Genomic DNA, 23,309 nt, shown 5'->3' with positions numbered 1-23,309 from the left:
AGCAGTTGACGACAGCGAACGGAACAGGTGACACACAGTCATGGCAGAGGGCGACGCTCTTTCCACCCACGTCTTCGGCGTGCAGCTCGGCGGCTATCTCGTGGAGTCCATCCAGGAGATCAGCGGCCTCACCGTCGAGGAGGAGGTGGTGGAGGTCCGGCAGGTGACCTCCACCGGCAAGCAGATCATCCGCAAGCAGCCCGGCGCGCGGCAGGCCGGCGAGGTGACGATCACCCGGGGACTCGACAAGAGCAGCGAGTTCACCAAGTGGATCAAGGAGACGCTGAACAACGGCGCCGTCGACACCGCGCGGCAGAACCTCACCATCGAGATCAAGGACTCGAAGGGTGACACCGTCCGCCGCATCCAGCTGATGCAGGGCTGGGCCAGCCGCTGGGAGGGCCCCTCGCTGAAGGCCGGCGAGTCCAGCGCGGCGACCGAGACGGTCACCATCACCTTCGAGGAGATCGTGGTCGAATGAGGCGCAGGACCGTTTCCGGCGGGGACCTCGACCAGGTCCTGGACACCCTCGCCGCGACGCCGGCGCCCGCGCCGGCCGAGTCTCCGGCCCCCGCGCCGCCCCCGGCCGCCGCTCGGCGTCCGGACGAGTTCGACTTCGAGCTGCCGCGCGGTTACGTGGACGACGAGGGCCGGACCCACCGGACCGGGACCATGCGGCTCGCCACCGCCCGCGACGAGCTGCGTCCGCAGATCGACCTCCGGGTCAAGGAGAACCCCGCGTACCTGAGCGTGGTGCTCCTCAGCCAGGTCATCACCCGCCTCGGCACGATCACCGACGTGCACGCGGGGGTGGTCGAGCGGATGTACGCGACCGACGTGGCGTTCCTCCAGGACTTCTACCGGCGCATCAACAGCGAGGGCCACACCCACGCGGCGGTCACCTGCCCGCTGTGCCAGGGCTCGTTCGAGGTGGACCTGTCGGGTGAGCGCCTGGGGGAATCGTGACGTACGCGCCTTCCCGGCTGCGGGAGGAGATCGCGTACATCGCCTACCACTTCCACTGGCAGCGCGAGGAGATCCTCGACCTCACGCATGGTGAGCGGCAGGAATGGGTGAGGGAGATAGCGCGGATCAACACCCGCGTGAACGAGAGCGGGTGAGGGCGTGGAGTTGAGGGGCTGGTTCAGGCGGGGGCCCGCGCGCGGGCCGGGGCCGGATGCGGCGTCGGCCGTCCCGGCTCCGGGGCCCGCCTCGCCGCGTCCCGGTGGCCCCGGTGCGGACTGGGACGGCGGGTGGCGCCGCGTCGCGCCGCCGACGGTGACCGTCGCCCGGTCCTCGATCGGCGTCAGCGACGGCCTCCGCTTCCGGTCCCGCCTGGCGTCCTGGCAGAACGTGGCCTACAGCGACAGCGAACTGGGCCACGCGGTGCTGCCGTCGGCCCCGGTGGGGCTCGTGCACGGGGTGACCCGGACGCCGGGCACCCCGCGCACCGCGTCGTCGGGCACGCCGTTGGTGCTGCGCGCGGTGGACGCCCCCGCAGACGCGGTTGCCGGGGGTACGGAAGCGCCCGTGGCGCCTTCGGCGCCGGAGGCCCGGGACACGCGTGTGCCCCGGCGCGTTGTCCCCGCTGTGGCCGGATCGGCGTCCGGGGGCGGCGGGGCGCCCGCGCCTCCGCAGGCGACCCCCGCACCGGTACGCGCCCGCCGCACCGGGCCCCCGCTGATCGTCGCCCGTCGCCCGGCGACGCCCCTGCGCACGGTGGCGCCGGTACGGCGCTTGGGCACGTTGCCGGTTCAGTCGGCCCCGTCCGAGGGGGCGAGGCCGCCGCGTCCACGCCGGGGCTGTCCGCCGGGCCCGGGGTACGCCCTGGGCCGGGCGAGCCCTTGGCGCCCGGGGCGCCGGAGTTGCCGGTGGTCCAGCGCCGGGCGGACGCGTCCGCCGGGCCTGCGGTACGCCCTGGGCCCGGGGACGCCCCTTCGGGCGCGCCCGCCGCTCCCTCCGTACGCCCGACCCTGGACGCGCAGCCGCCTGCGGTGGCACCGGGCGGGGCCGAACTTCCGGTGGTGCAGCGTCAGGTGGACGTATCCGCCACCCCGGAGCAGCCCGCGCCGGGCGGCTCGGTGGGGCCTGCGCTGCCGGTGGTGCAGCGTCAGGTGGACGTGTCCGCCACCTTGGAGCAGCCCGCGCCGGGTGGCTCGGTGGGGCCTGCGCTGCCGGTGGTTCAGCGTCAGGTAGACGGGCCCACCGGACCGGCGGCCGGTCCCTCCGTGCGCCCCACGCTGCCCGGGGCTGCTCCCGCCCCCGAACTGCCGAAGGTTCAGCGTCCGGAGGGCGGTCCCTCCGTGCGCCCGGCGTCGGGCGAGGCGGTCCCCGCTCCCGATCTGCCCGTGGTCCAGCGTCAGGCGGACACGTCCGCCGCTCCGGAGCAGCCCGCCCCCGCGTCCACCGGCCCGGGGGCCGGTCCGTCCGTGCGGCCGACGCTGGGCGGGCAGCCGCCCGTGGCGGAACCGGCCGCGCCCGCCCCCTCCGTACGTCCGATCCCGGACGCGCAGGCGCCCGTGGCGGCGCCGGGCGGGCCCGACCTGCCGGTGGTTCAACGGCAGCCGGACGCATCCGCCGGACCGGCGGGCGGTCCCTCCGTACGCCCGACCCTGGACGGGCCCACCCCGCCGCCGGTGAGGCGCCAGGCGGTCGCGCCCGCCGCTTCGGGTGCCCCGGCCGGGCCCGGTCTTCCGGCGGTGCAGCGCCAGGTGGGCGCATCCACCGGAACGGCGGCCAGTACCTCGGTGCAGCCGTCCCCGGACGGGCCCACCCCGCCGCCGGTGAGGCGCCAGGCGGATGCCCCCTCCGTACGTCCGACCCTGGGCGGGCAGCCGTCCGTGGCGGACCCGGCTACCCCCACCCCGCCGGTGGTGCAACGCCAGGCGGACGCGCCCGCCGCTCCGGGTGCCCCGGCCGGGCCCGGTCTGCCGGTGGTCCAGCGCCAGGTGGACGCATCCACCGGAACGGCGGCCAGTACCTCGGTGCAGCCGACCCCGGAGGGGTCCGCCCCGCCGCCGGTGAGGCGCCAGGCGGATGCGTCTTCCGTACGCCCGACCCTGGCCGCCCAGCCGCCCGTGGCGGCCCCGCGTCAGGCGGACGCGTCCGCCCCCGCGCACCCGGGTGCCCCGGCCGCTCCCGTCCTGCCGGTCGTCCAGCGGCAGTTGGACGCGCCCGCCACCGCGCACCCGGGTGCCCCGGCCGCCCCCGTCCTGCCGGTCGTCCAGCGTCAGCCGGACGCGTCCGCCCCCGCGCACCCGGCCCGCCCCGTCGCGCCCCCCGGGCGCGCCACGCGCCCGACCCTGGGCAAGCCTCTCCGCGAACTCCCCGCAGAGGCGGCCCCCTTCGCCCCGCCTGCCCGCGAAGCGGGTCCCGCGCGCCCGGTCCCGGGCAACCCGCCCGCCGCCCCCGGCTCCCACGCCCGCGCCCGGGGCGGGCTCGGCGCGCCCCTGTCGGCCCTCCCGCCCACCGCCGGTACCGCGCGCCCCGCGCAGCCCGGTCCCGCCGTGCCGCCCGCGATGCCCCTGCGCGCGGCCCCCGCCACCCCGCCGCCCGTCGTTCAGCGCACCTCGGAGGGGCCCGTCCCCGTCCGCCCCGCCCCCCGCCCCGCCCCCGTGCAGCGGGCTCGCGCTCTGCTCAGCGGGCGGACGCTCGCCGTGCGTACCGGGGCGGCCGAAGGGTTCACCGCACGGCCGTCCGCCGGGGCCACCCGGCCCGTCGTCCCGGCGACCTGGCGGCGCGACACCGCCGCCCCCGTCGTCCAGCGCGTCGCCGCCGACCCCGTCGCCCCGCCCCGCCCGCACGCGCCGCTCCCGGCCCGCACCGCGCCGCCCGCCGGCCAGGAGCCCCCGCTCCCCGAAGTGGCACAGGCCCCCCGCCCCGCCGCCGTACGACCGACCGCCCCGCAGGGCAACGCGCAGGGCAACGCGCAGGCCGTACAGCGCGCCGTCGCCGAGGCCGGCCTGACCGGCGTCCCGGTCACCGTCGTGCAGCGGAAGCCCGACCGGGGCCCCGCGCCCGAGCGGCCGACGCCGGAGCGGGAGACCGACCTCGACGTCGAAGACCTCGCCCGACGCCTCATCGACCCCGTCGCCCGGCTGCTCCGGGCGGACCTGCGGCGGGGCCGCGAACGTTCCGGACGCCCGTACGACGGCCGGCGCTGAAGAGAGAAAGCAGCAGATGACGGACAACATCTTCGCGACGAGCGTGTTCTTCAAGCTCACCATCGGCGGCAGCGACCTCGGCGCGTTCCACACCTGCTCGGGGCTCGGCGCCGAGGTGGAGATCGAGCAGTACGCCGAGGGCGGCAACAACGGGTACACCTGGCAGCTGCCGGGCCGGATCACCTGGACGAACATCACGCTGACGCGCCCCGTCACCGCCGACACCCTCAAGATCGCCCGCTGGCTGAACGAGACGACGCAGCGCGTAGAGCGCAAGGACGGCGAGATCGTCGCCCTGCGCCCCGACCTCAGCCGGATCGTCAGCTGGCAGGTGCAGGGGATCGTCCCGGTCCGCTGGCAGGGGCCGTCCTTCGACCCGGCCAGCTCCCAGGCGGCCGTCGAGACGCTGGAGATCGCGCACGAGGGGCTGGTCCCCTCCTGATGTGCCGCCACCAGAACGCCCCGGAAGGAGGGAACCCGTGCCCGCCGCAGCCCGCACGAGCCGTGCCCGCGCACAGCTGACCATCATGGAGCCGCCGTCCGACGTCGGCGCCAAGCCGGGCGGGACCCTCGCCCGGCTCACGCTCCAGTTCAACCCGGCGACGCTCTCGCTGCGCAAGTCCACCGAGTGGCGCCGCACCCCGTCCCGCACGGCGGGCGAGTCCGCGCTGCCCGAATTCGTGGGCAGCGGGCCGCGCGCGCTGTCCCTCGACGTGTTCCTGGACGCCACCGCCACGCACGACAACTCCGTGGAGAAGGCGGTCGAGCAGCTGATGACGGCCTGTGTGCCGACGCCGAGCAGCCTGGGCCGGAAGAAGCCGTCGAGCCCGTGGGTGCGGTTCGACTGGGGGACCTCGCGGACGACGTCGTTCGACGGGGTGCTCTCCAGCCTCTCGGTCTCGTACACGCTCTTCGACGTGGACGGGAAGCCGCTGCGCGCCACCTGCTCGCTCTCCATCGAGGAGGCGAGCGTCGACCCGGCCGGGCAGAACCCGACCTCCGGCTCGCGGGAGGCCCGGCGTACGCACACGGTCGTCGCCGGGGACAGCCTGCCGCTGCTCGCCTGGCGGGAGTACGGCGACGCCACCGCCTGGCGGACGATCGCGGAGGCGAACGGCATCGACGACCCCATGCACCTGCCCCGGGCAGCGAACTCCTGGTGCCCGCGCTGGAGGACGGCGCGGCCGAGGACGGCGTACCGGAGGCTGCCCGATGACCGGCCCCGCCCGCTCCTTCGCCGCCGACCCCATCGTGGAGGCGCCCGCCGAGCTGCCCCAGGCGTGGGCCGCCCAGCTGGTGAGCTGCGCGGTGGACGAGAACATCGGGCTGCCCGACAGCGCGGTCCTGACCTACCGCGACCCGTACCACACACTGCTCACCGCCACCGGGATCACGATCGGCACCGAGCTGAAGATCTCCGTCGTGACCGTCCAGGAACGGGCGCGCGAGCGGCTGTTCACGGGTGAGGTCACCGCGCTGGAGCTGGACAGCGACACCACCGGATCGTTCACCGTCGTCCGCGCGTTCTCCAAGGCGCACCGGCTGCGGCGCGGCCGCAAGGTCGTCGCGTACCGGAACATGAAGGCCGCCGACATCGTCCGCAAGGTCGCCGCCGGGGCCGGGCTGCCGTGCGGGAAGGTCGAGGCGGCCCCGGTGATGTACAAGCAGCTGACCCAGCCGAACATCTCGGACTGGGACTTCCTCCAGTACCTCGCGGGGGAGTGCGGGGCGCATGTCCGGGTGGACGAGAAGGGCGTGCTCCAGTTCGTGAAGCCGAAGCCCGCCTCCTCGGCGCCGTCCCCGTCCACCTCCGCGTCCAAACACCCGATGGTCCTGGAGTACGGCCGCAACCTGCTGGCGCTCCGGGCCGTGCTGACCGCGTCGGACGGGGCGGACAGCGTGGAGGTGCGCGGCTGGGACGTGCAGAACAAGGTCCGGGTCCTGGCCCGCGAGCAGTCCATCCGCTCCGAGACCGTGGCCCCGGGCACCAACCCCGCCACGCCCGCCGCCCTGTTCGGGAAGAACGCCCGGATGACCGTCGCGGACACCCCGTACCGCACCCAGGCCGAGGCCCGCGCGGTCGCCGGTGCCGTCGCCGGACGGGTCTCCTCCGGCTTCGGCGAGATCGAGGCGGTGGCGGAGGGCAACCCGAAGCTCCGCGCGGGCGAACCGGTCGCCCTCGGCAACGTCGGCCCCGCCTTCGCCGGGCGCTACACCGCGACCGCCGCCCACCACACCCTGGACCCGCAGGACGGCTACCGTACGACCGTCCTGGTCAGCACCGACCCGGACCGCTCGCTGACCGGCCTCACCGGGGGGCAGGGCGCACCCGTGCCCGGACCCCGGATGCCGGGCCTGGCGATCGGCGTCGTCACCGACATCCGCGAGGGCCGGGGCAAGGAACGCGGCTCGGTGAAGCTCAAGTTCCCCTGGCTGGACGACACGTACGTCACGGACTGGGTCCGTACGGTGCAGTGGGGCGGGCAGGGCGGCGGCGGGGTCTTCAGCCCCGAGGTCAACGACGAGGTGCTGGTCGGCTTCGAACAGGGCCTGATCGACGCCCCGTACGTGCTCGGCGGCCTCTACAACGGCGTCGACAAGCCGTCCCCGCACGACGTCCCGCTCGTGGACCCGACCAGCGGCAAGGTCAACCGCCGCTCCCTGGTGTCCCGTTCGGGCAACCGGGTCGAACTGCTCGACACCCCGCGCGGCCCGTCCGGCGTCCGTCTCGCCACCGGCGACGAGCAGCTGGAGGTCGTGCTGGACGAGCGGCGCGGCGAGATCGCGCTCAAGGTGTACGCGCGCGGCACCCGCCGGGTCCTCAGCTCCCTGTCGCTCGGCCGCACCGGCATCACGCTCGACGCGGGCACCGGGAACGTCCAGGTGAAGGGCGCGTCGGTGACCATCAACGGCAAGACCGGCGTCACCGTCGACGGCGGCCTGCTCGCCGTCCTGAAGGCCGCACTCGTCCGCATCAACTGACGTGTCCCACCGAGGAGATCACCAGCCATGCCCCAGGCAGCCCGTACGGGCGACCCCACCGTCCACGGGGGCGCCATCGGCACCCCGCCCCCGGGAGCGGCGGCCGTCGCCACCGTGTGGATCGGCGGCAAGCCGGCCGCCGTCACCGGAAGCCTGCACGTCTGCGTCGTGCCCCCGCACGCCCTGCTCGGCCCGGGGAACGTCGTCATGCCGAACCCGGCGGCGGCCGTCGGCGGCGCGGTCCTGATCGGCGGGCTGCCCGCCGCCCGCGTGGGCGACACCACCAGCTGCGGCGCGAAGATCATCGCCGGGGCGCCCAACGTCCTGATCGGGGGCCCGATATGAGCGAGCACGGCTTCATCGGGCGCGGCTGGGGCTTCCCGCTGCGCGTGGGCGCCACGGGCGGCATCGGCATGGTCGAGCGGGAGCAGGAGATCGAGGAGGCCATCGGCCTGATCCTCGGCACCGCGCCCGGCGAACGCCCGATGCGCCCCGAATTCGGCTGCGGCATCCACGAGTACGTCTTCGCGCCCGGCGACGGCGCGACCGCCGGGCGGATCGCCCACGAGGTGCGGACGTCCCTGGAGCGCTGGGAGCCGCGCATCGAGGTCCGGGACGTGGTCGTCGCGTACGACACCGTCGAGGAAGGCACGCTCTACATCGACGTGCACTACACCGTCCGGTCCACCAACGACCTGCGCAACCTCGTCTTCCCCTTCTACACGATCCCCGAGGCGGGAGCCCGCTGATGTCCCTGACCCCGCCCAATCTGGACGACCGCCGCTTCCAGCAGCTCGTGGACGAGGCCAAGCGGTACGTCCAGCAGCGCTCGCCCGAGTGGACCGACCACAACGTGTCGGACCCGGGGGTTACGCTGATCGAGACGTTCGCGTACATGGTCGACCAGCTGCTCTACCGGCTGAACCGGGTGCCCGACCGCAACTACTTCGCCTTCCTGGACCTGCTCGGCGTGCAGCTGTTCCCGCCGACGGCCGCCCGCGCCGACGTCGACTTCTGGCTGTCCGCGCCGCAGCCGGACACGGTGCGCCTCCCGGCCGGTACGGAGGTGGCGACCGCGCGCGGCGAGACGGAGGAGGCGGTCGTCTTCTCGACCGGTGAGGAGCTGGCGATCGTGCCGAGCTCCCTCGTCCGCCTGGTCACGGTCCCGGCGTCCGGCGAGCAGACCGACCGCACCGCGCCGCTCGCCGAGGGCCGGGACATCCCCTGCTTCCAGGCCCGGCCCCAGCCCGGCGACGCCCTCCTGTTCGGGCTGCCCACCGCCGTGCCGCGCTGCATCGTCGCCGTACGCCTGGACAGCCGGGTGGAGGGCGTCGGCGTCGACCCCCGGCAGCCGCCGCTGGTCTGGGAGGCGTGGGACGGCGCCCGCTGGGTGCCGTGCGCGACCGGCGTCGACTCCACCGGCGGGCTCAACAAGCCCGGTGAGATCACGGTGTTCGTGCCCGCCGGACACACCGCGTCCGTCACCGCCGGCATCCGCGCGGGCTGGCTGCGCTGCCGGGTCACCGAGGCCGCCCCCGGCCAGCCCTTCTACTCCGAGTCCCCGACGATCCGCGAGGCGGAGGTCTTCACCGTCGGCGGCACGATCGGGGCCGAGCACGCGGAGACCGTGTACGACGTGCCGCTCGGCACCTCCGAGGGGGTCGCGGGCCAGACGTTCGCGGCGCCCCGGACGCCCGTCCTGCTCGACGGGGAACCGCCGCTCGTGGAGGTGTCCTCGGCGGACGGCTGGCAGACCTGGACCCCGGTCGAGCACTTCGGCGCATCCGGCCCGGGCGACCGGCACGTCCGGATCGACGCGGTCTCGGGCCGGTTCGCCTTCCCGCCCGAGGTGCGCGAGGCGGACGGCACGATACGGGCGTACGGGGCGGTGCCGGCGAAGGGCGCCCACATCCGCCTTCCCCGCTACCGCACGGGCGGCGGCGCCGCCGGCAATGTGGCGCGCGGCGCGATCCGCGTCCTGCGCAGCTCCGTCCCGTACGTCGCCGGGGTCGACAACCGCGAGGCGGCGCGCGGCGGGGTGGACGGCGAGACCGTCGAGAACGCGAAGCTGCGCGCGCCGCAGATCCTGCGCGTCCAGGAGCGGGCCGTCACCGCCGAGGACCACGAGGCCATCGCCCGCGAGGCCGCGCCCTCGCTGCGCCGCGTCCGCTGCCTGCCCGCCGCCCCCGGCGAGGGCGGCGCGGTCCGGGTCCTGGTCGTCCCGGACGCGGTCCCCGACGAGGGCGGCCGGCTCCGCTTCGAGCAGCTGATCCCGCCGGACTCCGTGCTCGCGGCGGTGGCCGGGCGCCTGGACGAACGGCGGCTCGTCGGCACCCGCCTGGTGGTCGAACCCCCCGCCTACCAGGGCGTCACGGTCGTCGCGGGCCTGGTCGCGGACGACGGCGAGACGGACCGCGTCCGCACGGCCGCGCTCGACGCGCTCTTCCGCCTCATCGACCCGCTGCGGGGCGGCGCGGACGGCACGGGGTGGCCGTTCGGCAGGCCCGTGCAGTACGGGGAGGTGTTCGCCGCCCTCCAGAACGTGCCCGGCGTCCGCCTGGTCGAGGAGGTCCGCCTGTTCCCGGCGGATCCCCTCACCGGGAGGCGCGGCGGTGCGGTGGACCGCGTCGAGGTGGCGGCCAACGCGCTCGTCTTCTCCCACCAGCACCAGGTCGCGGTGACGGCCGCGGGGGAGCGCGCATGACGCGGGCCGCCGTCCCCGGCCTCCCCAGCCGCTACCCGATCGGCGGGCTGCTGCCCGCCCTGTACGCGGACGACGACCTGGCCCAGCGCTTCACGGCGGGCCTGGACACGGTCCTCGCCCCGGTCCTGTCCACGCTCGACAACCTCCCGGCCTACTTCGACCCGGCGCTGGCCCCGGCGGACTTCCTCCCCTGGCTCTCCTCCTGGGTCGGCGCCGGCATCGACCCGGCCTGGCCGGAGGACCGCCGCCGCGCGGCCGTCGCCCGAGCCGTGGAACTCCACCGCCGCCGAGGCACCCGCCAGGGCCTGGCGGACCTCCTCCGCCTCTGCTTCGGCGTGGAGGCGGACATCCAGGACGGCGGCGGCGTGACGTGGTCGTCGGAGCCGGACTCACCGCTGCCGCCCGCCCCGACGGGCGAGCTGCTGATACGCATCCACTCGGACCGCCCCGTGGACGAGACCCGAGTCCTCGCGGTGGCCCGCGCCTCCTGCCCGGCCCACCTGACCTGCCGGGTCGAGATCACCGGGAGCCCCGCATGACCCGCCCCTGCCCGTCCTGCGGAGCCGCGAACGCGGACGACGAGGACTTCTGCGGAAGCTGCGGTACGTATCTGGGCTGGTCGACGCGGGCGCGCCCCGGGGCGCCGGCCCCGGACCCGGACCCGGAGCCGGAACCGCAACCGCAACCGGCCCCCGAACCGACCCCGGCCCCCGAGCCCGAACCGGAACCCGCGCCCGCCCCCGTACGGCCAACGCGCCCGGCCCCACCGGAACCGGAACCGGAACCGGAACCGGCCGAGGAGCCCGTGGGTGCGGTCCGGCCCGGCGTGCCCGTCGCCGCCCGCCCCACCGTCAGGACCGCAGCGGTGGACGACGAACCGGACGGCGAGCCCTGCCCCTCCTGCGGGACGAACAACCGCCCGGGCCGCACGTTCTGCCGGAACTGCGCCGAGCCCCTGAAGCCCCGTGCCACGGCGGCTCCGCTGCCCTGGTGGCGGACCCGGTGGCCGTTCAACCGCCGGGTGCGGGCGGGCTCGGGGCGGCTGCTGCGGGGCTGCCTCGTCGCGCTGGTGGTCGCGGGCCTCCTGGTCGCGGGGTTCCTGCTGATCCCGGCGGGCCGTTACGTCGTGGAGGACGTACGCGACAAGCTCGGCGGTACGGGCGAGGTCAGCCCGCTCCACGTCTCCGCGAACGCGTCCGCCCCGGGGCACCCGGCCAAGGCGGCGGTGGACGGGGTGACGAACACGTACTGGGGCGCCCCGAAGACGGGCGACGCGCTGACGGCGGAGTTCGAGGACCCGTTCCGGCTGGTCGGCGTCACGGTCCACACGGGCGTCTCGACGAAGGCCGAGGTCTTCCAGAAGGGCGCGCGGCCGACCCGCGCGGACCTGACCATCACGACGAAGGACGGAAAGGTCCACGAGAAGACGATGACCCTCGCCGACAAGCCGGGCGAGCAGACCCTGCGGATGGGCATCGGCGACGTCGTATCGGTCCGCTTCACGATCCGCGAGGCGGCGGGCCGGGGCAACGGCCACCCGATCGCCCTGGGCGAGATCGAGTACTTCAAGCGGACCTGAACAGGTCCATGCCGAGGGCCGCGTCGCCGTCCCGCGCGGCGGCGATGCCGAAGAGTTCGGGATCGACCCCGGCCGGCTCCGGGCTTCCGGGACATTTCGGACAGTACAGTGGCGCGGGTGCGTCGAGACGAGGAACCGGCCCGTCCGGGCAGCGGGAAACTGTCCGAGGGCGTGGGCCCGTTCACCACCCGGCTGACCCTGCGGGGGAGCGGCGGGGCCGAGGCGGTGTGGGAGTCCCGCAGGGCCCGCCGACGGGGGTCGCTGACGGTGCGCGCGGCGGACGGTGCCGCGCCCGTCGTCCACCGGGCCGACGCCCGGGGCCTCGCCCGGATGCGTACGCTCAACTCCGTCGCGGCGGTGACGTTCACGCTCGGCGGCCTCCTCTTCGCGGCCGGGGCGGCGCTCGCGCTCACCGGTGCGGCGGCGACAGCCGTATCGGCCACGTACTTCGGCGGCGGCCTCTTCTTCAACATCGGGGGTTACGCGTCGCTCCTCCAGGCCGTCAACGCACCGCGCCGCCCGGCCGGTGCGTACCGCCTGGAGACGGCCGCGTGGCGGTGGTGGAGCTACGAGCCGATGCGCATCGACTGGCTCAGCGCGTTCCTGCTCCTCGCCGGCACGCTGGTCTTCGGGCTCAACCTGCTGGACTCGTTCCTCCAGGGCCTCAGCACGCAGCAGGCGGCCCGCCTGGTGTGGGCGCCGGACGTGATCGGCTGCGTGCTCTTCCTGATCTCCGGCCAGCTCGCCCTCGCCGAGGTCTGCCACGCACCCACGGGCGTCCGCCCGCACGACCTCGGCTGGTGGATCGTCACGGTGAACATGGCCGGTTCGGCGCTGTTCATGATCGCGGCGCTCGCGGACCTGGTCACGCCGGGCGCCCACGTCCCGGTGAGCCTGACGGTCTCGAACACCGGCACCCTCGCGGGCGCCCTGTGCTTCGCGGCGACGGGGGTCCTCCAGTGGTTCGAGCACCCGTGAGGGGGCGCCCGTTCGGCACGGCGTATGACCCGCGGTCTAGGGGGCGGCGCCCCGGCGGCTCTGCCACTCCGTGAGCAGGGAGCGGACCCTGAGCGTCCTCGGGTGGTCCGGACCCAGGACGCGCGTGACGTCGGCGAGCAGGTCGGTGAGCCCGTCGACGGCGGCCTCCGGGTCCCCCGACTCGCCCTGCCAGCGGGCCAGGTTCGCCCGGCTGAGGAAGGTGTTGGGGTGGTCGGGGCCCAGGATCCGCAGGCGGTCCTCCATCAGTTCCGCGAACTCCGCGGCGGCCCTCGCGGGGTCCCCCGTCTCCCCGCGCCACCGGGCGACGTTGTGCCGGCTCGTGAGGGTGTGGGGGTGGTCGGGCCCGAGGACGCGCAGCCGGTCCGCCAGCAGTTCCTCGTACGCGGTCAGCGCCCCGGCCGCGTCCCCCGCCTCGCCCCGCCAGTAGGCCAGGTGGCCACGGGTGTTGAGGGTGTGGAGGTGGTCCGGGCCCAGGACGCGCAGCCGGTCCGCCAGCAGCTCGGCGTAAGCGGTGATGGCGCCCTCGACGTCGCCCGCCATCCCGCGCCACCCGGCCACGTCCCCCGCGTGACGAGGGTGTCCGGGTGGTCGGGGCCGAGGACGCGCAGCCGGTCCGCCAGCAGCTCCGCGAAGGCGTCCGCCGCCCCGGCCGCGTCCCCCGCCTCGCCGCGCTGGTAGGCCAGGTTCGCCCGGGCGTTGAGGGTGTCGGGGTGGTCGGGGCCGAGGGCGCGCAGCCCGTCCTCCAGCAGCGCGGCGAAGGCGGCGGCGGCCCCGGCCGCGTCCCCCGCCTCGCCCCGCCAGAAGGCGAGGTAGTGCCGGGCTCTGAGGGTGTCCGGGTGGTCCGGACCCAGGAACCGGTCGGCGGTGGCGCGGAGTTCACGCCCGTACGCCTCCGCGGCGTCGAGCTGCCCGGACTCGCCCAGGCTCCTTCCGGCGCGGAAGAGCACCGGATGCACCCCGGGCGACCGGAGCGGGCCGGGGGCGTGGGAGAACAGGGCGTCGGTGTTGGCCCGCAGGATCTGGGCGCGGGCGCTGTCGCGCTCCACCTCGGGCCAGGTGTCGAGCAGGGCGTCACCGGCGGTACGGGCCAACTCCTCGTACGCGTCCGGCGGGACGGCCTCCCGCGTCGCCCGCTGGACCAGCTGGTGGACGCGCACCGCCTGCCGCTCGGTGTCCGGGGTGTGGTGGATGAGGCTGAGCCGGTGCAGGACGCGGAGCGCGAGGACCGCGTCCACGGGGTCGGCGCCTTCAGGGCGGTGTTCCGCGAGATGGGCGAGGGCGTGCGGGCCGACGAGGGCGTCGCCCGGCACACCGTTGGGGTCGAGCAGGGAGACGAGCCGCAGCATGGGGCGGGCGAGCCCGGCCGGTTCGAGCCGGTCCGCGCGCTCGACGGACAGCGACCAGGCGGCGGACAGGCCGACCTCCTGGTCGTCGGGCAGCGCGCCCGCCCCGGGCATCACCTGGGCCAGCGTCCGAGCCCGGTCCGCGAGCAGGCGGCGGTAGGCGGCGCAGTCGAGGTCCGCGTCGACCAGGTACGCGGTCGCCTGGGAGAGCGCGAGGGGCAGGTGCCCCAGGTCGGACGCCAGCGCGGCCAGCCCGTCGGCGGGCTCGTGGCGGTCGTGGGCCGCCAGGGACGCGGTGAGGTGGGCGACCGCGTCCGCCTCCGTGAACAGGCCGACCTCGATCCGGCGGCGGCCGTGCCCCACGAGGGCCGCCTCGCGGCGCCGGGTCGTGGCGACGGTCTGCCCGTCCGGGCTCGCGGGCGGCCACAGGCCACGGAGATCCGCCGGGTCGGACACGTCGTCCAGGACGACGAGCCAGCGGCACGGGTCGGCGCCCGCCTTGGGGTGGAGCCAGGCCAGGAACGCCCGCGCCGCCTGCTCCGGATCGGCGGCGTCCGCCCGGCACAGCTCGACGCCCGCCTGCGCGTACCCCGCCACCACGGCGGAACGGCTCGCCGCCGAGATCCACACCAGCACGTCGAGGCGGCCGCTCAGCCAGGCGGTGTGGGCGTGGTCGGCGGCGAGCTGGGTCTTGCCCACACCGCCCATGCCGGTCAGCACGGCGGTGCCCCCGCCCGTGACCGCCTCCTTCAGCCGGTCCAGCTCGGACCGGGGCTGGAAGGAGAGCGCCCGCGGGGGGACCAGGCCGACCTGGTGCGGCCAGGGGGCCGGGTCGCGAGGCCCCTGCCTCACCACCATCGTGAGCGTGTTGACGTTCAGCTCGTGGATGTAGCCGGTGTTGGCCACGCCCCCGGCGGGGGCCGTCGCGTCCCCGGTCCCGGACACGCGCACGGCACCGGCCGCCGGCCCCTCGGGCGTCCGGCGCGGCCCCGAGTAGCCGGTCACCGCCTTTCCGCCGCCCCCGGCGGTCGGGGCGCCGGTGTCGGTCGCGGTGACGTCGGGCCGCGGGCCGGCCGGGCCCGGCTCACTCGTAGTCGACACCGCTGACCGCCCGGCTGCCCTCGCCGGTGGCCTTCGCCCTGCCGGTGCGCCGCGCCTCCGCCGAGCCGGTGCCCCGGCCCCTGGGGCGCTTGACGCCGGTGACGGCGGTGCCGCCGTCCTCCGCCTCGGCCTCACCGGTCTGTACGGCGACGTCCTCGACCTGGCCGGCGGGGCTCTGGAACAACGCCCAGACGAGCGCCGCGATTCCGACGGCGCCCTGCACCGAGGCCCCGACGAGCTGCCCGGAGTCGGGGCTGTCGAGCAGCCAGATCAACGGAGTGGACGCGATTCCGGCCAGCGCCAGGACAATGACCGTGATCTTCCAGGTCCGTGACATCTCCGCCCCTCGAACCCCTCGCGGTTCCACCATTTCTTCGTTCCGCCCGGACGGACGCGTCACACGTACGCGCTCGCGAAAGCGCGGGCGAACTCGGGATCGCTCACCGTTCCGTCGCCGCCCCCGCCCACGCGGAAGCCGTGACCGGCGAGAGCATTGACGGGATCGAGCACGTCACGGATGTAATGGCTGATCCAGTCGCGCTTGTTCTGTGTCTCGTACAAGGAAAGGGGCGTGAGGATCGCCAGCGCGCCCCCGGAATATCCGACCACCCCCAGAACACGCGGAACTGCGCCAGCGTGCTGAGGATCATGCCGTTGTCCCGCACTTCGTAATCGTCCGAAAGGCGCGGCGCCGCTGCGAAGATCGCCGCCGCCGTCCGGCCCTGATCTCCGGAGCCGTGCACCGTGATCACGAGTCCCGCGGCGTCGACCAGCCGGTAAAGGGATTCGATGCGCGTGCCGTGGGCATGGGCGCCGATGGTGAGGCTGAACATACGTGACCCCCCAGAGTTCCGCTGCACCGCGGAAGTCCGCCGAGCATAGCGCCGAATTGGCGCATTTCGCGGGGGCGTACGCAAATATTCCTCACAACCCCGGCGCCCCCCACACCGGAAACCACCGGGACAGATCCCTTTCCACCCGGAGGTCGTCGCCCAGCGCGGCCCGGACCTGCAATTCCAGCTGGTTGTCGCGCTTTTCGGCGCCGCCCGGGACCGGGGCGAACGGATAGAACGTGCCGCGCTTGTACAGGTACACCAGCGCCAGCGAGCGCCCGCCCGGGTCCCGGAAGGCGACCAGCGAGCACAGCAGCTGGGGGCCGAAGCCGCCGTCCTGGAGCAGGGTGTTGACCGCGTGCAGGTCGTTGACCAGCGCGGCGGCGTCCTCCGGCGGCTGCCGGGCGAGCAGCCAGGTGTAGCCGTACGGGTCGCGGCTGAACTCCACCGGGATGCCGCCGCGCCCCGTATCCGCGTCGAGCAGTTCGCGTACGTCCTGCTGGACCCGGGCGAAGGCGGAGCCCTCCACGCCCGCGAAGCACACCGAGCCCAGGCCCGTCGGCGCGAAGCCCGTCGCCGCCTGGAGGGTCAGCGCGGCGGACGGGACGGCGAAGAGCTGGTCGAGGTCGGGGCGGACCGGCTTGCTGCGGCCCAGGATCGTGTCGAGCAGGCCCACGGGGTCTCCTTACGGACGGGCACCCTCACTCACGGGCGGGACAGGTCGGCCGAGATGCGGGCCAGCTGGTCGAGGCGCTGTTCCAGCGTCGGGTGCGTGGAGAGCAGCCGGCCGATGCTCTCCTTCGAGGCGAAGGCCGGGACGAAGTAGAAGGCGTTGTACGGCTCCGCCTTCCGCAGGTCCTCCGTCGGGATCCGGGCCATCTGGCCGCTGACCTTGGTGAGCGCGGAGGCGAGGGCCGAGGGGCGGCCGGTGAGCAGGGCGGCCGTGCGGTCGGCGGTGAGTTCCCGGTAGCGGGAGAGCAGCCGGGTGAGCAGGAAGCTCAGCGCGTAGACGACCGCGCTGACCAGGGGGATGAGCAGGACGAGGACGCCGATCGGGTCGTTGCCGCGGCTGTTGCGGGCGAAGCCGCCCCAGAGCGCGACCCGGGTGATGATCCCGGCCAGGACGCCGAGGAACGAGGCGATCGTCATCACGGCCACGTCCCGGTGCGCGACATGCGACATCTCGTGCGCGAGGACGCCCTCCAGTTCCTCCGGCTCCAGTCTGCGCAGCAGCCCCGTCGTGGCGCAGACGAGCGACGACTTCCGGCTGCGCCCGGTCGCGAACGCGTTCGGCACATCGCTCTCCGCGATCGCCACACGCGGTTTCGGCATATCGGCAAGGGCGCATATCCGGTCGATCGCCCCGTGCAGTTCCGGCGCCTCGGCGGGGGAGACCTCCCGGGCGCCCATGCTGAACGCGGCGATCCGGTCGCTGAACCAGAACTGGGCGACGAACATCCCGCCGGTGATCACCAGGATGATCGGCCAGGCCCCGCGCAGCACCGCCAGGAGCACGCCGACCAGCACCACGTACAGCAGCCCGATCAGGAACATGGTGGTGACCATGCGCGTGGTCAGGCCACGGTCGGTGGCGTACCGGCTATGGGTTCCGGCCATGGGTGACCTCCACTCCTCGCCTGTCTCCATGGTGCTCCTCGGCGGCCGAAAGTGGATGCCGGTGCTCCGGTCGGCGGGTATGGCCGAACATCACCTAGGCCAGGTAGATGCCTGAGGCATCTAGTGAGGGTGATCGGCAGGACCACCACACCCCCCTCGCTGCGAGGTCCGTCATGACAGAGACCCAGTCCGAGCCCCAGCCCACAGCCTTCCCGCAGGACCGCACCTGTCCCTACCACCCGCCCGCCGGCTACCCGAGCGAGAGCCGCGGCCAGCGCTCGGTGTCCCGGGTCCGCCTCTTCGACGGCCGTACGGTCTGGCTGGTGACCGGGCACGCCGAGGCGCGGGCGCTGCTCGCCGACCCCCGGCTGTCGTCCGACCGCTCGCACCCGGACTTCCCGCTCTTCGCGCCGAGGCTCGCCGCGGTGAAGCAGCGGCGCGTGGAGCTGCTGGGCGTGGACGACCCGGAGCACAACGCCCAGCGCCGGATGCTGATCCCGAGCTTCACGGTGCGCCGGACGGCGGCGCTGCGGCCGCGCATCCAGGAGACCGTGGACCGGCTGCTCGACGCGATGGTGGCGCAGGGGCCGCCGGCCGAGCTGGTGGGCGCCTTCGCGCTGCCGGTGCCGTCCATGGTCATCTGCGCGCTGCTCGGGGTGCCGTACGGGGACCATGAGTTCTTCGAGGACCGTTCGCGCAAGCTGCTCCGGGGGCCCGGACCGGCGGACGTGGTCGCGGCCCGCGAGGACCTGGACGCCTACTTCCGCGAGCTGATCGAGCGGAAGCGGCGCGATCCGGGGGACGGGCTGCTGGACGAGCTGATCGCCAAGCAGCTGGAGACCGGGGCGGTGGAGCGGGACGCGCTGGTGCGGCTGGCGGAGATCCTGCTCGTGGCCGGCCACGAGACGACCGCGAACATGATCTCGCTCGGTACGTACACGCTGCTGCTCCACCCGGACCAGCTGGCCCGGCTGACCGGCGGCGGGGCGGAGGCGGTGCCGGCCGCCGTGGAGGAGCTGCTGAGGTACCTGTCCATCGCGGACGGGCTGTCCCGGGTGGCGGTGGAGGACATCGAGATCGGCGGGGAGACGCTGCGGGCGGGCGAGGGCGTGCTCCTGTCCACCGCGGTGATCAACCGGGACGCGGCGGCCTTCGAGGCGCCGGACGAGCTGGACCTCGGGCGCGGGGCGCGCAACCACGTCGCCTTCGGCTTCGGCATCCACCAGTGCCTGGGCCAGAACCTGGCCCGCGCCGAACTGGAGATCGCCCTGCCCGCCCTCTTCCGCCGCCTGCCGGATCTCCGTCTCGCGGTGCCCCCGGAGGAGGTCCCGTTCAAACCGGGCGACACGGTGCAGGGCCTGCTGGAACTGCCGGTGACGTGGTGACGGAGGAGAACCCCATGCGGATCGACATCGACAAGGACGTGTGCATCGGCGCGGGCCAGTGCGCCCTGGCGGCCCCGAGGGTCTTCACCCAGGACGAGGACGGCCTCAGCGAACTCCTGCCGGATCCGGAACCGGGCCCGATGGTCGCGGAGGCGGTCCGGGCGTGCCCGGTGGGGGCGATCAGGGCGGGCGCCTGACGGGCCGCGCGCTTCCAGCGCCGCCCCCCGTCCGGATACGCCGACGGCGGACCACAGGTGTGGTCCGCCGTCGGTGAGACAGGACCTGGGGGCGCCGGGGTCACCGCGCGTCGCCCCAGCGAGGATCGTTACTTCGCCGGCTTCTTGCCCGTGATGCCGAGGTGCACCAACTGCGCCAGGTTCGGCTTGAGTTCGGCCTGCTTGACGCCCCAGGCCGTGAAGCCCTTCTGGTGCGAGGCGACGCCGGCCAGCATGACGACCAGGGAGCCCGCCATCGCGGCGGCGCTGACGTCCTTGTCGACCTTGCCCTTCGCCTGGAGCTCCTTCACGGACTCCGTCAGGGAGCCGGTCACGGAGTTGAGGACCTTCATGCGGATCTTGTTGAACCGCTTGTCGCCCTCCGCGGCGCCGAGGTCGATCACGCGCAGGATCGCGTCGTTGCGCCGCCAGAAGTCGAGGAAGCCCTCCACGAGTTGTTCGGAGGTCTGCCGGCCCGCCTTGCCGACCCAGGAGCGGCCGGAGACCAGTTCGGTCAGGTCCGCCCCCTCCTTGGCGACGTCCTCGGCGAGTTCGAGGACGGCGCCCTCGACGTCGGGGAAGTACTGGTAGAAGGTCGCTGGTGAAGTCCCCGCTTTCCGGGCGACGTCGATGACTTTGACGTCCCGGTACGGCGAGGAGCTGAGCATCTCGCTGAGGCAGTCGAGCAGCTTCTGCCGCGTCGCCTGACCGCGTCGACCGGCCACGCGGCCGTCGACGGTGCGTACTTGTCCTGTCATGCCGTCAGCTTACCGACGGGTGATCGGAGCGCGATTCGACCGAAGCAAATGGGGAACGGCCCCTGCCGAGGCCCCTCGCCGCGCACAGTCCGAACAGTGTTATTAACAGCCTGTGGATAACTTCGGTGGATAACTTTCGAACCCGTGTTCGCCCGCGAAGGCTCCGGGGCGCGCCGCACGCACCGTAAAGCTACCGTGACTGTGACGGGCGTCACCTCGACGACGGAAGGATCCGGGCCCATGGCCGCGTTCGCGCAGTCCGCACCGTGCTGGGTGGATGTGCAGCTCCCCGACCTGGAGGCGGGCAAGCGCTTCTACGGCGAGCTGTTCGGCTGGACCTTCCGCCCGGACGGCGACCGCCGCGCCGACGCCCTCGGCGACGGGAAGCTGGTCGCCGCGCTGGCCGCGAAGAAGGACGGGCGCATGCCGACCGCCTGGGGCGTCTACTTCGCCACCGACGACATCGAGGCGTCGGTCAGCCGCGTCCGCGCGGCCGGCGGCCAAGTGATCACCGAACCCCTTCCGGCCGGCCGCCACGGCGTGCTCGCCCAGGCCGCCGACCCGGGCGGCGCGGTCTTCGGCCTCTGGCAGGCCGGCGACCGCGCGGGCTTCGAGAAGCAGAACGAGCCCGGCTCCTTCTGCTGGACCGAGGTCCACACCCGGTCCAAGGACCGCGTCGACCCCTTCTACGAGGAGGTCTTCGGCTTCCGCTGCGCGGACGTGGACGACTCGCCCCTGGACGTCCCCGACACCGACGAGCACCGCGTGGACTTCCGTACCTGGTCCCCGCCCGGCACCGAACCGGGCCCCGAGACGGCGGTCGGCGGGCGGAGCGTCATCACGGCCGCGTTCCCGGCCGAGCTGCCCAGCCACTTCCTGAGCTACTTCAACGTCGCGGACTGCGACGACACCGCCCGTACCGTCCAGCGGCTCGGCGGCCGGGTCACCGAACCCCCGCTCGACATCCCGTACGGGCGGATGGCGGTCCTCCAGGACGACCAGGGTGCCGAGTTCGCCGTACTTCAGGAGCCTGTGTCCTGATACGGGCGGAGTGGTACAGGACACCCCGATCCGCCCCCGGGTTCGCAACCGGGGCCCCGGCCAGGAACAATCGGGGTGCGCACCGCCGGGCCGCGTCCATGGATGAGACGCTGCACCCGGCGGGATTTTCGCGGGCCTCTGCTATCTGAGGCCCGTACGGGGAGGTGGCAAGTAGTGGAGCAGCTGACGCAGCACGACCCGAGGCGGATCGGCCCCTTCGAGGTGCTGGGACGGCTCGGGGCCGGCGGCATGGGGCTGGTCTATCTGGCCCGGTCCGCGTCGGGCCGCCGGGTGGCGATCAAGACCGTCCGTACGGAACTGGCCGAGGACCAGCTGTTCCGGGTGCGCTTCACGCGCGAGGTGGAGGCGGCGCGGGCGGTCAGCGGCTTCTACACGGCCGCCGTCGTGGACGCCGACCCGCGCGCCGCGGTCCCGTGGCTGGCCACGGCGTACGTCCCCGCCCCCTCGCTCGAAGAGATCGTGAACGAGTGCGGGCCCATGCCGACCCAGGCGGTCCGCTGGCTGGCGGCGGGCATCGCGGAGGCCCTCCAGTCCATCCACGGGGCTCAGCTCGTCCATCGCGACATGAAGCCGTCGAACGTGCTCGTCGTCGAGGACGGCCCCCGGGTCATCGACTTCGGCATCGCGTCCGGCGTCTCCAACACCCGGCTCACCATGACCAACGTGGCCGTCGGCACCCCCGCGTACATGTCACCGGAGCAGGCCCGGGACTCGCGGAGCGTGACCGGGGCCAGCGACATCTTCTCGCTCGGCTCGACGCTCGTCTTCGCCGCGACCGGGCACGCGCCGTACCGGGGGGCCAATCCGGTCGAGACGGTCTTCATGCTGCTGCGCGAGAGCCCCGACCTGTCGGGCCTGCCGGACGATCTGCGGCCGCTGATCGAGTCCTGCATGCAGGCGGATCCGGCCCGGCGGCCCAGCCCGGCCGACCTCCAGGCCCAGCTCGCCCCGCACCTCTTCGCCTCCGGCGGCGGTGACGACGACGGCGGTACGGCTTCCGCGTGGCTTCCGGCCGCCGCGACCGCGCTGATCGAGCGGCGCCGGGGCGGTGGCCGTACGGCCCCGCCCGCCGCCCCGCCCGCCTCGCCGCCCGCCGAGCCCGCGCCGCCCGTCGCGCCGCCGAGGCCCGCCGAGACCGCGCCCCACCGGCCGCCCGGCACGGACTGGGACGGCCCCTGGCACAGCGGCGCCCCCGCCCGCCCGGCCGCCCCGCCCGCCCCGACGCCGGGGGCCCGGTGCGGCTGACCGGCGTCCAGGTGCCGATCGGGCCCGGCCCGCGCGTCCAGGACGTCCGTGCCTCGGCCACCGGCGCCGACGCGGGCCCCGCGACCGGCTGGGTCCGCCCGCCCGCCGGGGTCAACGGCACGCCCCCGCCCGCCCCCGTGCCCCCTCCGGCGCAGGCCCCCGACTCCGGGCAGTCCGGGCCCGCCCGCTGGCGGCCCTGGCGGTTCCGCATGTCCAACGACGTGTGGGGCACGCCGGTCGTCGTCGGGGACCTGCTGTACGTCACGTCCTTCGAGGTCCATGCGCTGGACACCGGCAACGGGCGGCGCCAGTTCAAGACCCGGGACGTCGCCTGGGCGATGGCCGTCGAGGGCGGCCGCATCCACGCCTCGGACGGCCCCTCCCTCTACGCCCTGGACGCCACCAGCGGCGCCGAGCGGTGGCGGGTGGGCGCCGACGCCTGGGTGTACGCGCTCAAGGCCGACCGGGGCACGGTCGTCACGGCCACCCGGGGCGGCGGCGTCCAGGCGTGGGAGGCGGCGACCGGCGAGAAGCTGTGGGACCTCAGCGGCGCGCAGACGGACTTCGAGACGCCGGAGGGCGGGCCGGTCATCCACGACGGCACGGTCTACGTCTGGCAGGACGCCCGCCTCAAGGCCCTCGACGCCCGGACCGGCGTCGAGCGCTGGTCGTACCCCATCGGCGACGCGGCCTCCTGCGGCGGCGTGCCGGTCCGGGTGACGCCCGCGCCGGACGGTTACGTGTACGTCGCCGCCGGGACGCGGGTGCTCGCGGTGGACATCGCGGCCGGGCGCGTCCGCTGGCACTTCGAGTGCCCGGCGGTCTTCCTGTCCCCGCCCGCCTTCGCCCCCGGCCCGGCCGTCACCGGCGGCGGGGTCTACCTCGCGGACTACCTCGGTACGGTGTACGCCCTGGACGCCGCGACCGGCAAGGACCGGTGGCGCATCGCCACGGAGGCCCGCCAGTCGGCGGAGCCGGTGCTCGTCGTCGCGGGCAACGTCCATGTGGGCAGCGGCAGCGCGCTCTACACCCTCGACGCGGTCACCGGCACCCCGAAGTGGCGGTTCGCGGCGGGCGGCGAGGTGGTGGGCGCCCCGGTCGTCGCGGACGGCCGCGTCCACTTCGGCTCGGCGGACCACGTCCTGTACACCCTCGACGCGGCGGGCGGCCAGCTCCGCTGGAAGCTCGCCACGGGCGGCGAGATCACGGGCTCGCCCGTGGTCCGGAACGGCGTGGTGTACGCGTGCAGCAAGGACCGCTGCGTGTACGCGCTGGACGCGCTGAAGGGCACCGGCACGGGGGCCCGCTCCCGGGCGTAGGGCC

General features: G+C 74.6%; 22 protein-coding genes and 2 pseudogenes. 17 read left to right on the top strand and 7 right to left on the bottom strand.

Annotated elements, in window-relative coordinates:
• Positions 1-40: 40 nt before the first annotated feature.
• The 13 genes and pseudogenes from NEH16_RS13445 (at position 41) to NEH16_RS13385 (ending at position 12,406) form a co-directional block, all read left to right on the top strand.
• On the top strand, positions 41-481 hold the full coding sequence (locus NEH16_RS13445; protein WP_018101393.1) for a phage tail protein: 441 nt from the start codon (positions 41-43) through the stop codon (positions 479-481).
• Positions 478-966: a hypothetical protein gene (locus tag NEH16_RS13440; protein ID WP_073964568.1), complete on the top strand. Its 489-nt coding sequence runs from the start codon at positions 478-480 to the stop codon at positions 964-966. Before NEH16_RS13445 ends, NEH16_RS13440 begins: the two co-directional genes overlap by 4 nt.
• Positions 963-1,121 carry a DUF6760 family protein gene (locus NEH16_RS13435; protein ID WP_018101391.1) on the top strand — a complete coding sequence of 53 codons (159 nt, stop codon included), beginning with the start codon at positions 963-965 and terminating at the stop codon, positions 1,119-1,121. The genes NEH16_RS13440 and NEH16_RS13435 overlap by 4 nt, the downstream gene beginning before the upstream one ends.
• Positions 1,122-2,036: 915 nt before the next feature.
• Entirely contained in the window at positions 2,037-4,163 is a 2,127-nt protein-coding gene (locus tag NEH16_RS13430) for a hypothetical protein (protein ID WP_265542355.1), read from the top strand.
• Between the two features lie 16 nt (positions 4,164-4,179).
• A complete protein-coding gene (locus NEH16_RS13425) occupies positions 4,180-4,605 on the top strand; it encodes a phage tail protein (protein ID WP_018101390.1) in 426 nt (141 codons plus the stop codon).
• 85 nt (positions 4,606-4,690) lie between these two features.
• Positions 4,691-5,379: pseudogene (locus NEH16_RS13420) on the top strand (LysM peptidoglycan-binding domain-containing protein).
• Entirely contained in the window at positions 5,376-7,145 is a 1,770-nt protein-coding gene (locus NEH16_RS13415; RefSeq protein ID WP_265542352.1) for a VgrG-related protein, read from the top strand. Before NEH16_RS13420 ends, NEH16_RS13415 begins: the two are co-directional and overlap by 4 nt.
• 27 nt (positions 7,146-7,172) lie before the next feature.
• Positions 7,173-7,490, top strand: a complete 318-nt coding sequence (locus NEH16_RS13410) for a PAAR domain-containing protein (RefSeq protein WP_265542350.1) — start codon at positions 7,173-7,175, stop codon at positions 7,488-7,490.
• Positions 7,487-7,894 carry a GPW/gp25 family protein gene (locus NEH16_RS13405; protein WP_018101386.1) on the top strand — a complete coding sequence of 136 codons (408 nt, stop codon included), beginning with the start codon at positions 7,487-7,489 and terminating at the stop codon, positions 7,892-7,894. The genes NEH16_RS13410 and NEH16_RS13405 overlap by 4 nt, the downstream gene beginning before the upstream one ends.
• The gene (locus NEH16_RS13400) at positions 7,894-9,849 is read left to right on the top strand and encodes a putative baseplate assembly protein (RefSeq protein WP_265542348.1); all 1,956 of its coding nucleotides are present in this window, start codon (positions 7,894-7,896) and stop codon (positions 9,847-9,849) included. The genes NEH16_RS13405 and NEH16_RS13400 overlap by 1 nt, the downstream gene beginning before the upstream one ends.
• On the top strand, positions 9,846-10,388 hold the full coding sequence (locus NEH16_RS13395; RefSeq protein WP_265542346.1) for a phage tail protein I: 543 nt from the start codon (positions 9,846-9,848) through the stop codon (positions 10,386-10,388). The genes NEH16_RS13400 and NEH16_RS13395 overlap by 4 nt, the downstream gene beginning before the upstream one ends.
• Positions 10,385-11,428 (top strand): zinc ribbon domain-containing protein, encoded by a 1,044-nt coding sequence (locus NEH16_RS13390; RefSeq protein WP_265542344.1) that lies wholly within the window; start codon positions 10,385-10,387, stop codon positions 11,426-11,428. The genes NEH16_RS13395 and NEH16_RS13390 overlap by 4 nt, the downstream gene beginning before the upstream one ends.
• A 117-nt stretch (positions 11,429-11,545) precedes the next feature.
• Positions 11,546-12,406 (top strand): hypothetical protein, encoded by an 861-nt coding sequence (locus NEH16_RS13385; protein WP_265542342.1) that lies wholly within the window; start codon positions 11,546-11,548, stop codon positions 12,404-12,406.
• A gap of 36 nt (positions 12,407-12,442) precedes the next feature.
• Here the strand turns inward: NEH16_RS13385 and NEH16_RS13380 are convergent, their stop codons facing one another.
• From NEH16_RS13380 to htpX, 6 genes are all read right to left on the bottom strand, one after another.
• Entirely contained in the window at positions 12,443-12,859 is a 417-nt protein-coding gene (locus tag NEH16_RS13380) for a tetratricopeptide repeat protein (protein ID WP_265547176.1), read from the bottom strand.
• A complete protein-coding gene (locus tag NEH16_RS13375; RefSeq protein WP_265542340.1) occupies positions 12,814-14,871 on the bottom strand; it encodes a tetratricopeptide repeat protein in 2,058 nt (685 codons plus the stop codon). The genes NEH16_RS13380 and NEH16_RS13375 overlap by 46 nt, the downstream gene beginning before the upstream one ends.
• The gene (locus NEH16_RS13370; RefSeq protein ID WP_265542338.1) at positions 14,855-15,208 is read right to left on the bottom strand and encodes a hypothetical protein; all 354 of its coding nucleotides are present in this window, start codon (positions 15,206-15,208) and stop codon (positions 14,855-14,857) included. The genes NEH16_RS13375 and NEH16_RS13370 overlap by 17 nt, the downstream gene beginning before the upstream one ends.
• A gap of 59 nt (positions 15,209-15,267) precedes the next feature.
• Complete coding sequence (locus NEH16_RS13365) at positions 15,268-15,432, bottom strand: hypothetical protein (protein ID WP_265542336.1); 165 nt, start codon at positions 15,430-15,432, stop codon at positions 15,268-15,270.
• A gap of 363 nt (positions 15,433-15,795) precedes the next feature.
• On the bottom strand, positions 15,796-16,380 hold the full coding sequence (gene pspAB, locus NEH16_RS13360) for a PspA-associated protein PspAB (RefSeq protein WP_265542334.1): 585 nt from the start codon (positions 16,378-16,380) through the stop codon (positions 15,796-15,798).
• Between the two features lie 29 nt (positions 16,381-16,409).
• A complete protein-coding gene (gene htpX / locus NEH16_RS13355) occupies positions 16,410-17,321 on the bottom strand; it encodes a zinc metalloprotease HtpX (protein WP_073964556.1) in 912 nt (303 codons plus the stop codon).
• A gap of 173 nt (positions 17,322-17,494) precedes the next feature.
• On the opposite strand from htpX, the gene NEH16_RS13350 reads away from it, so the two are divergent.
• Both NEH16_RS13350 and NEH16_RS13345 read left to right on the top strand, forming a co-directional pair.
• A complete protein-coding gene (locus NEH16_RS13350; protein ID WP_265542332.1) occupies positions 17,495-18,706 on the top strand; it encodes a cytochrome P450 in 1,212 nt (403 codons plus the stop codon).
• A gap of 14 nt (positions 18,707-18,720) precedes the next feature.
• Positions 18,721-18,903: a ferredoxin gene (locus NEH16_RS13345; RefSeq protein ID WP_265542330.1), complete on the top strand. Its 183-nt coding sequence runs from the start codon at positions 18,721-18,723 to the stop codon at positions 18,901-18,903.
• A 128-nt stretch (positions 18,904-19,031) separates the two neighbouring features.
• Here NEH16_RS13345 and NEH16_RS13340 read toward each other — a convergent pair whose 3' ends face one another.
• On the bottom strand, positions 19,032-19,679 hold the full coding sequence (locus tag NEH16_RS13340) for a TetR family transcriptional regulator (RefSeq protein ID WP_073964552.1): 648 nt from the start codon (positions 19,677-19,679) through the stop codon (positions 19,032-19,034).
• A 240-nt stretch (positions 19,680-19,919) separates the two neighbouring features.
• Between NEH16_RS13340 and NEH16_RS13335 the strand changes: the two genes are divergently transcribed.
• Both NEH16_RS13335 and NEH16_RS13330 read left to right on the top strand, forming a co-directional pair.
• On the top strand, positions 19,920-20,720 hold the full coding sequence (locus tag NEH16_RS13335; RefSeq protein WP_265542329.1) for a VOC family protein: 801 nt from the start codon (positions 19,920-19,922) through the stop codon (positions 20,718-20,720).
• 174 nt (positions 20,721-20,894) lie between these two features.
• A pseudogene (locus NEH16_RS13330) lies at positions 20,895-23,305 on the top strand (PQQ-binding-like beta-propeller repeat protein).
• Positions 23,306-23,309 lie beyond the last annotated feature (4 nt).

Source organism: Streptomyces drozdowiczii (assembly GCF_026167665.1).
GTDB lineage: Bacteria > Actinomycetota > Actinomycetes > Streptomycetales > Streptomycetaceae > Streptomyces > Streptomyces drozdowiczii_A.
This window is presented reverse-complemented; position numbering and strand designations above follow the sequence as displayed.